Genomic DNA, 8,580 nt, shown 5'->3' with positions numbered 1-8,580 from the left:
ATGTTCCCCCTACCAAACGAGAAGTTGTTTTTTTCGTTCGTTGTGGGATACCAATAATAGACTTCCACAGGCTTGTCTCTGTCTTCACTGAATCCCGTTTTGACTGTTAGCGCAGAATGGTATTTCGGCTCATTCGTACTGGCGCTGACACTGACACATAATGTAGCGAGTAGAAAAGACATTATTATTTTGGTTTTCATTTTTCCCTCAGCCGGCAAACACATTCTTCTGCACGGCATCTGAAGATAACGAGCAGAAGATTCTCCATATATTTTGCGAAACATAGCAATTAAGCTATTCATAGTCGAGGTAACCCAAAGAAAATGATAGACCGCTCCAGCTAGAGCCTTTCTTTTCAATAATTTTCTGCGGATATCCACCATGCAGAAGTTTGTACTTTACTCATTGTAAACGACTAATCATGGCCTCTTAAGGCAACATTAGAAAACCAACCGTATTCACAATCCATAACTCCATAACTCCATAACTCCATAACTCCATAACTCATAGTTACACCGATGTATATCTAAGTGAGCTGAAGCTTCATTGCCCATCCAGTGCCCTTTGCATTTTTATAGCAAGGTAGCCAAGCACCATTTTATTACGGACCATTGCTGCCCGCACTAACACTTTTGTTTTGTATCGTAACTGATTTGCTTACTGGCGTTCTTTAGTTGCACTCCTGCCTTATTAAATGCCTTTTGAATAGTTGTGGAAACATGCTGGCGGCCCTCTCCTTCAAAAAAGTTAGCTCGATCTTGCTTCGTTTCGAATACGCAGACTATTTCTAAACTTTGTGGAAAAGAAGAGAATTTGACGGTATGAGTCACCCAAAGAAAGCCATCGTAGCCTTTTAGCGTATCTTCACAAACTTCGGTCAACACTTCTCTAATTAGATTCTCGACCTTCTTATCTGATTTGCGCATGAATTAAACTGCCTTCCTATCTAACGCCTTTAATTAGGTCTCAGTCTACATTGTCTTAAACAGTATTTGGCAGTGGTATTTAGTCAATAGCCTGTAGATGAGGTTATTCGCACGAAGATTTACCGACCTACTCGCTTCGAACTACATCTTACGCTGTTAAAAATAAGCGCTTTGCAACTCTACAAAACGCTTCTAACTTATTAGATTATTTTAAGTGTGTTTCAAGGAATGCAGAAACCTTGTCCATTGCAATGCCGACTGCTTCTGGATGGTCATACAGTTCATAGTGAGACCAATTTTCCAAATTAACCAGCTGTCGGTCTTTTGATTGAACAGAGCGGCCATAAATTTCCTGCCCATCACGATAAGCACCAAACGCCCCGACTTTTTGCCCTACCACGGCCATAACAGGCTGAGTCAATAACGTTTCGGCAAATGCAAAGGCATCCCAGCTCAGTGTTTTCTGTGCATGTGAAAACAGCATACGAGTTGCACCACCTTCGGTTTGTCCACGTGATGTTTTGTAGTATTCAGTAGCTTCGAACACGTCTCGTTCTGTTAATCCATTTTCTTTTGCAAATTCAATATTTGGAGGAAGAAGTTCATCGATTTTCAGCTCTGAGCCGCGAGCTTCGGCTGTTCTCTGTGCAGCCATAGCTTCAAGATTGGCGATAGGGTCGTACATACTAAAGCCTTCACGGAACAAGCGGCCTAAGTTAACAGGCGTAATACCTACGACAGCTTTCAAGCGCTTTTCGGTTAGGGCTGAATTGATCATGTAACCACCACCGCCGCAGATACCGAGTCCACCAATTCTATTCTCATCGACATATGGTAAAGTTACTGCATAGTCGATAACGCGACTGATATCTTCAACACGTTGACTTGGGTCTTCTACGTAGCGAGGCAATCCTCCCGATTCTCCTTGGAAGCTCGCGTCAAATGCGATCACGACGTAACCTAACTCAGCAAGGGCTTTACCATAGACAGCGCTGGATGTTTGTTCTTTACAACTACCAAAAGGATGAACGCTTATCATTGTTGGGTAGCGTTTCGATTCATTGAAGCCTTCTGGAAATAAAATTAATGCAGACATATCCCAAGCCATATCAGCATTTCTAAAAGTGATTTTTTGCATATTCATAATCAATACCTTAAGAGTAAAAAGCCTTGAGAGCAGAAAGGCTCGAAGCAATTGAGCCTTTCATCGGGAATATTAAAGAGTGCGTTGGAAGAAAGATGCGAGTTGGGATACTGCGTCATCGACGTATTCGGCAACATCATAAAGCGACATATGGTTTGCACCATCAATGGCATACAAGGTTTTATCTGAACTCGCTGCACGTTCTATCAGGTCATCACTCATCCATTTGCTGCCTGCGTCACTACCAACGACAGCAAGAATTGGCTGAGTTAGGAATGCTTCCGCTTTGTGGTACGCATCGTAAGTAATGATCTGGTTTAAGTTACGAGTTAGAGCAAAACCCGGCGCATTTGGATGTTCACAACGTGGTGTGTGGTAATACTCCCAAGCTTCGCGTAGCTCTGCATTTGAGGCATCTTCTTCACGCATCGGAGCTAGAGGAATAGTCGCGAATTCTGTACCATTCGTGTCGGTTGTGCGAGCATTCGAACCAAATTCTAAGTAACCAACAGCGTCAGCATCGTTAACCGAATTATCCCAACCATTACGGAACATTTGGCCAATGTTTACGGCACTAACCATACCCAGTGCTTTGATTCGACGATCATTGATCGCTGCATTTGCACTATAGCCCGCACCAGCACAAATCCCCATTGCGCCAATTTTATCGTTATCGACGTACTCTAACGTTGTCAGATAGTCGACGACTGCGCTCACGTCTTCAGTACTCGTGTAAGGGTTTTCCATTTGGCGAGGCTCACCTGTACTTTCACCTTGATACGAACGGTCAAACGCAATGGCAATTATGCCGCTTTTTGCAAGTTTACTCGCATATAGGCCTGCGGTTTGCTCTTTTACGCCACCACCTGGGTGTGAAACAACAACCGCCGCATATTGTTTACTTGCATCAAAATCTGTAGGGAAGTTGATAACCGCTGAAATCTCAATACCTTGACCATTGAGATTTTTGAAAGTGACTTTAGACATAGCGACATTCTCCATTAGAGGTTAACTGTTCATCTCAGGCTGACCTAAGCTTCGATGTAATATTAGTCAACACACTGTTTCGGATAAATATCGTTTTATCTACATGACTGTTTAGTTATACTTAACAAATGAGAATAGAACCTTCTTTAATTTCATCACTGACGTGGTTTGCACATATTGCTCGCCATCGCAGTTTCACTAAAGCAGCCTTAGAAATGGGGGTAACCCGTGCTGCCTTATCACAACACCTAAAAGCGTTAGAACAACAGCTACAAGTTCGGTTAATTAATCGAACCACCAGAAGTATGTCGCTGACGGAAGAAGGCCAACGTCTGCTTGATATTTTGCAACCTTCATTGGTGAACATTGAGCAGGTCGTTAACGAATTGAACGACTCTCATCTTGAGCCTTCGGGATTAATCCGTATCAGTGTATCAAGAACCGCTGCTCGGCTGCTTATTGAGCCCTATCTAGGTGAGTTCCTCTCTCGTTATCCTAAAATACGCCTAGAGCTAATCATGGATGATGGGTTTTCTAACATCGTCGCAGAAGGCGTTGACGCTGGCATTCGCTTAGGATTAAGCTTAGATGAACATATGGTTGCGATCCCTATTACTCCGCCGTTAACAACGGCAATAGTGAGCTCTCCTGAATACTTTAGGCAAAATGGACTACCTCAAACTCCTGAGGATTTAGAAGATCACAATTGCCTTTCTTATCGTTTTACCTCTAGCGGAACAATTGATCATTGGTCGCTAACCTCTCCAGATGTTGCAAAGCGCACCCTCGTTTTCGAGCCTAAAGGTAATGCTATTTTTAATGATGACTATAGTATGTTACAAGCTGCAATACAGGGTGTGGGTTTAGTGAAGCATATTGATTTATGGGTGGAAAAGCACATAGATGAGGGAAGATTGACCCGAGTTCTGACACCTTGGTGCAAAGAGTTTCCAGGGTTTTATTTATATATGCCTTCACGAGAGCATATGCCGAAAAAAATCCGCGTCTTGATGGATTTTTTAATCGAAAAGCGCGAAGCTCTGAAACTCAAAGAGTAATTACCAAATTGCTTTAAATAAAAAAGCGAGCACGAGGCTCGCTTTTAACTTTCTGTTTTCGTTATATATTACAATAGCTCAACCGATTGTTTAGCTATCACAAATTCCTCGTTAGTAGGAATAACAAGAGCTTTGGCACCTAACAACTCAGATGCTGCAATAACACCTGCGTTACCAAATCTTGCATCTTCGTTACCTTTCTCATCTTCAACAAAACCTAACAGTTTTAGGTTTTTCAAGATTTCACGACGAATTGGTAGTGAGTTTTCACCAATACCACCAGTGAAGATGATGCCGTCTAATGAATCCAGAGCCGCGAGGTAGGATGTAATGTATTTCGCAACGCGGTAAGTGAAGATCTCAAATGCCAACTTCGCACGTGAATTCCCCGCTTCCATTGCTTCTAGTACGCCACGAGCATCACTTGTCACACCAGATACACCTAAGAAACCTGACTTCTTGTTCATCATCTCGAACACTTCGTCTTTTTCCCAGCCTTTACGGAAAAGGAACTCGATAACACTTGGGTCGAGGTCACCACAGCGAGTGCCCATCATTAGGCCAGCTAACGGCGTCAAACCCATACTTGTATCAACACATTCGCCATTTTTAACCGCACTCACTGATGCACCGTTACCTAAGTGCACAGTGATAAAGCTGCTTTCTTCAACCGGCTTATCTAGCATTTTCGCTGCTTCACGGCTTACGTAGTAGTGGCTTGTACCGTGAGCACCGTAACGACGCACTTTATGCTCTTCGTAAAGCTCGTAAGGAAGTGCGTACATAAAGGCTTTGGCTGGCATTGTTTGGTGGAAAGCAGTGTCAAATACAGCAAATTGAGGCAGTGAAGGGAACGCCGCCATTGCCGCTCTCATGCCTTCAGCGTTCGCTTTGTTATGAAGTGGTGCAAGTTCAGCAAGGCGCTCTACTTCTTGAATAACTGTTTCATCAACTTTCACAGTTCCTTTAAAGGTTTCACCGCCTGCGACAATGCGATGGCCTACAGCGACAAATTTTGAGCTCAAACCTAGAGTTTCGAGTAGTTTTACCACTCGCTCAACAGCGTACTGATGATGGTTACCGCCAGCTGGAATTGCTTCAACGGTTTTTTCTCCCTGATATTTCCAACTGATTTCAGCTTCAGGTAGGCCAAAACACTCACCAATACCTGATACCAAAGCTTCACCGGTTTCAGAATCAATAACAGCAAATTTTAATGAAGAGCTACCAGAGTTGATCACCAGTACAAACGAATTAGACATGAAATAGTTATCCTGTTGTAGAGCAGAGGTTGTAATAGCGCTTGTGCGCTGCGTACTTCTTGTTTGCCCCTCTATTATTCAATAATTTTTTAATCTTTCAACAATCTTTTAGTAAAAGCGATTTGATTGAACAAATTTTGTTGATCTGTAGCAAGTTTTGATTTTATTTGAAGACTAAAAAATATCACTTGTTAAACATAATTTATGAATAGGTCAATTTGTACAAAGTCAGATATATAAGCTACGTTGTTTATTGGGTGAACAAAAATAACAAACCAATCAATAAATCGGGGTAATAATGTGCCCACTATTGCATTTCTATTAGCGATCTTAGGTTTGATTTTGCTCTGCTGGGGATGGCAGATGACAAAAAACATCAGCTCGAAAACTGACGTAACCGGGTGGACTTTCCTATTATTGTTAATCAGCTGTTTCATTTTTGCTTATGCCGTTTTTTTGCACGCTATCATGCAAAAACCTATTACTTCTCTCTTAGAAACGGGGGTTTCTCTTATACTTTTTGGCGGCAGTATCTTTGTCGTGCTGGTGATTAAGTGGAGCAACGATTCGATATTAAAGCTTCATACTGTTGCTGAAAGAGAGAAGCGCAATGCCGTCCATGACGCTCTTACTGGGTTCCCTTATCGTAAATACTACTTTGAGTCTATCGAAGACATGACACAACCTGAAGGCCAATGACTGATTCAAATTATGAGATAACCTCAAAAACGTCGAAAGATTGATAATACGTTTCAAGGTAAGCTGGTTAATTTCTTTTCACAGCAAGCCGCACTGAAGGCTCCCGCTCTATCGTTGAGAACACGATTGCGCTAGCACATGGATTAGGGTATTCGGTCGTAGCAGAAGGCGTTCAAGACATGGACACACTGCATTTTTTGAGAAGTCGAGGCTGTGACATCATTCAGGGTTACTTGTTCTGCCCTGCCCTTAGACGAAGTAATAAGTTGGGTAAACAAACACGATGAAAAGCAAAACCGTATTAGACGCGCATAAAAAAGCCGAGCGCTTTGCTCGGCTTTCAATTCTTTTTGTAGCAACTTAAACCGTCGCTTTAATCACTCGTGATTATGCGTCTGTACGACGGCCACGACCGTGACCACGTTCACCACGATGTGCACCACGGTGATCACCACCACGGTTGCGATCGAAACGACGTTCGCCACCTTCACGATTACCATCGCGGTTGCCGTCACGGTTACCACGGAAACCACCTTCGCGACGACCGCCTTCACGACGATCACCACCACGATTGCCGCCTTCGCGGTTGCCACGGTAACCACCGCCATCACGACGACCACCATCGCGACGACCACCGTCACGGCGACCACCACGAGACTCGCGGAAATCATCGAAATCACATACTACAGCACCAACATCTTGTTGACGGATACGTAGTTTGCTTAGCTTGTTCGCCGCGTCTGAAGTCATTGCTTTAGGTAGCTGTACGAATGTGTGACCTTGAGCTAGCTTGATCGCACCGATAGAACCTTTACCTAGACCTAGTTCGTTTGCTAGAGCGCCAACGATGTCTTTAACTTGAACGCCTTGCTCACGACCAACTTGAAGCTGGTAAGTATCCCAGTCTTGGTTGTTGAAGTTACGACCGCCGTCGCGACCACCTTCACGGCGCTCTTTACGACGTTGCTTGTCACGCTCAATTGCTTCAACCATTGGGTCTTCGCCAATGTAGAACAGAGGACGTTTGCCTTGCTGACGCTTAAGAAGCATAGCAGCAAGTGTTGCTGGGTCGATGTCTAGAGAAGTTTGTAGTTTCTCTACCAGCTCAGCAAATTTGTCTAGTGCTTTGTGCTCTTTCTCTGCTTCAAGCTCAGCGCCTAGCTTAGCTAGACGAGCTTCAGCAACTTGGTCACGTAGAGGAAGTTGGATTTCTTCCATAGATGACTTAGTTACACGCTCGATAGTGCGAAGCATACGAATTTGGTTAGTGCGAACTAGAAGGATCGCTTTACCCTTACGTCCAGCACGGCCAGTACGACCGATACGGTGGATGTATGACTCAACATCAAATGGGATGTCGTAGTTAAATACGTGCGTAATACGTGGAACGTCAAGACCACGAGCTACAACATCAGTTGCAACTAGGATGTCAATAACACCTTGTTTGATGTGATCAACAGTACGTTCACGTAGAGACTGAGGAATGTCACCGTGCAGTGCAGCTGCTTTGAAGCCACGTGCAGATAGCCAGTCAGCCAGACGCTCAGTATCTTGACGAGTACGTACGAATACGATTGACGCGTCAGTTTCTTCAGTTTCAAGAAGACGAGACATCGCTTCATCTTTCTCTACACCTTTCACTACCCAGAACTGTTGTTGAACTTTGTCTACAGTGTGGTTTTTACCAGCAACGTCAACCGTTACAGGGTCACGAAGGAAGCGTTCAACGATCTTCTTCAGCATTGGAGGCATAGTTGCAGAAAACAGAACGCGTTGTGCTGACTCTGGAGCGTGCTCCATGATCGCAGTTACGTCATCTACGAAACCCATGTTTAGCATTTCGTCTGCTTCATCAAGAACGAAAGTACTAACTTCGTCTAGGTGTAGACGTTCGCGATTGATAAGATCTTGAACACGGCCTGGAGTACCGACAACTACATGAGCGCCACTTTTAAGAGCACGCATTTGGTCGACAATAGATGCGCCACCGTAAATCTCTAGAACTTTCAAACCTTTGATATTTTTACCAAGGTTTTTCATTTCCGCTGCAACCTGAATTGCCAGCTCACGAGTCGGAGCAAGTACAATCGCTTGCGGTTTGCGTTGGTTTAGATCGAGTTTGTTGAGAAGAGGCAGAGAGAACGCTGCTGTTTTACCTGTACCTGTTTGAGCTTTACCCAGCGCGTCAGCACCTTCCAATAGGTGTGGGATTGCCGCAGCCTGAATTGGAGTTGGTGACACGAAACCCATTCCGTCTAGAGCAGAAAGGATAGAATCATTCAGAGATAAATCACTGAATTGAATAACAGAATCTTGCATTGGGATCCTACTTAATTAAACAAAAAAACAGTCCCATATGCTCTTCCAATTCGATACTGATCCATCCAGATACTGATTCCATTCAGACGGGAACACAGCACAGTACACAACCGCGATAAGCCATTAGGGACGACTAAGGGAGGCGGATTATTCCTTAAAAGCATAAAAAAATCCAGAAAAAATTG

General features: G+C 43.8%; 7 protein-coding genes and 2 pseudogenes. 3 read left to right on the top strand and 6 right to left on the bottom strand.

Annotation, left to right across the window (positions count from 1 at the left end; genetic code table 11):
• The 4 genes and pseudogenes from KJB35_RS27640 to KJB35_RS27625 form a co-directional block, all read right to left on the bottom strand.
• Positions 1-182 (bottom strand): annotated as a pseudogene (locus KJB35_RS27640) (hypothetical protein); the annotation flags it as partial.
• Between the two features lie 441 nt (positions 183-623).
• Positions 624-926, bottom strand: a complete 303-nt coding sequence (locus KJB35_RS27635) for a Fis family transcriptional regulator (protein WP_132936368.1) — start codon at positions 924-926, stop codon at positions 624-626.
• 205 nt (positions 927-1,131) lie between these two features.
• Entirely contained in the window at positions 1,132-2,070 is a 939-nt protein-coding gene (locus KJB35_RS27630; protein ID WP_005375705.1) for an alpha/beta hydrolase, read from the bottom strand.
• 72 nt (positions 2,071-2,142) lie between these two features.
• Complete coding sequence (locus KJB35_RS27625; protein WP_017821078.1) at positions 2,143-3,057, bottom strand: alpha/beta hydrolase; 915 nt, start codon at positions 3,055-3,057, stop codon at positions 2,143-2,145.
• Positions 3,058-3,185: 128 nt separating this feature from the next.
• Between KJB35_RS27625 and KJB35_RS27620 the strand changes: the two genes are divergently transcribed.
• Positions 3,186-4,115, top strand: a complete 930-nt coding sequence (locus KJB35_RS27620; RefSeq protein ID WP_238842980.1) for a LysR family transcriptional regulator — start codon at positions 3,186-3,188, stop codon at positions 4,113-4,115.
• A gap of 68 nt (positions 4,116-4,183) precedes the next feature.
• Here KJB35_RS27620 and KJB35_RS27615 read toward each other — a convergent pair whose 3' ends face one another.
• Positions 4,184-5,377: an acetate/propionate family kinase gene (locus KJB35_RS27615; RefSeq protein ID WP_053350660.1), complete on the bottom strand. Its 1,194-nt coding sequence runs from the start codon at positions 5,375-5,377 to the stop codon at positions 4,184-4,186.
• Between the two features lie 363 nt (positions 5,378-5,740).
• Here KJB35_RS27615 and KJB35_RS28480 point away from each other — a divergent pair, with 363 nt between their 5' ends.
• Entirely contained in the window at positions 5,741-6,076 is a 336-nt protein-coding gene (locus KJB35_RS28480; protein WP_238842981.1) for a GGDEF domain-containing protein, read from the top strand.
• 71 nt (positions 6,077-6,147) lie between these two features.
• A pseudogene (locus KJB35_RS28475) lies at positions 6,148-6,391 on the top strand (EAL domain-containing protein); the annotation flags it as partial.
• A gap of 72 nt (positions 6,392-6,463) precedes the next feature.
• On the opposite strand, the gene KJB35_RS27600 reads toward KJB35_RS28475, so the two are convergent.
• A complete protein-coding gene (locus KJB35_RS27600; RefSeq protein WP_005375680.1) occupies positions 6,464-8,395 on the bottom strand; it encodes a DEAD/DEAH box helicase in 1,932 nt (643 codons plus the stop codon).
• Between the last annotated feature and the right edge of the window lie 185 nt (positions 8,396-8,580).

The organism is Vibrio sp. D431a (assembly GCF_030248655.1).
Taxonomy (GTDB): Bacteria; Pseudomonadota; Gammaproteobacteria; order Enterobacterales; family Vibrionaceae; genus Vibrio; species Vibrio alginolyticus.
The sequence above is the reverse complement of the archived record's forward strand: the minus strand, read 5'-3'. Positions and strand labels throughout refer to the sequence as shown.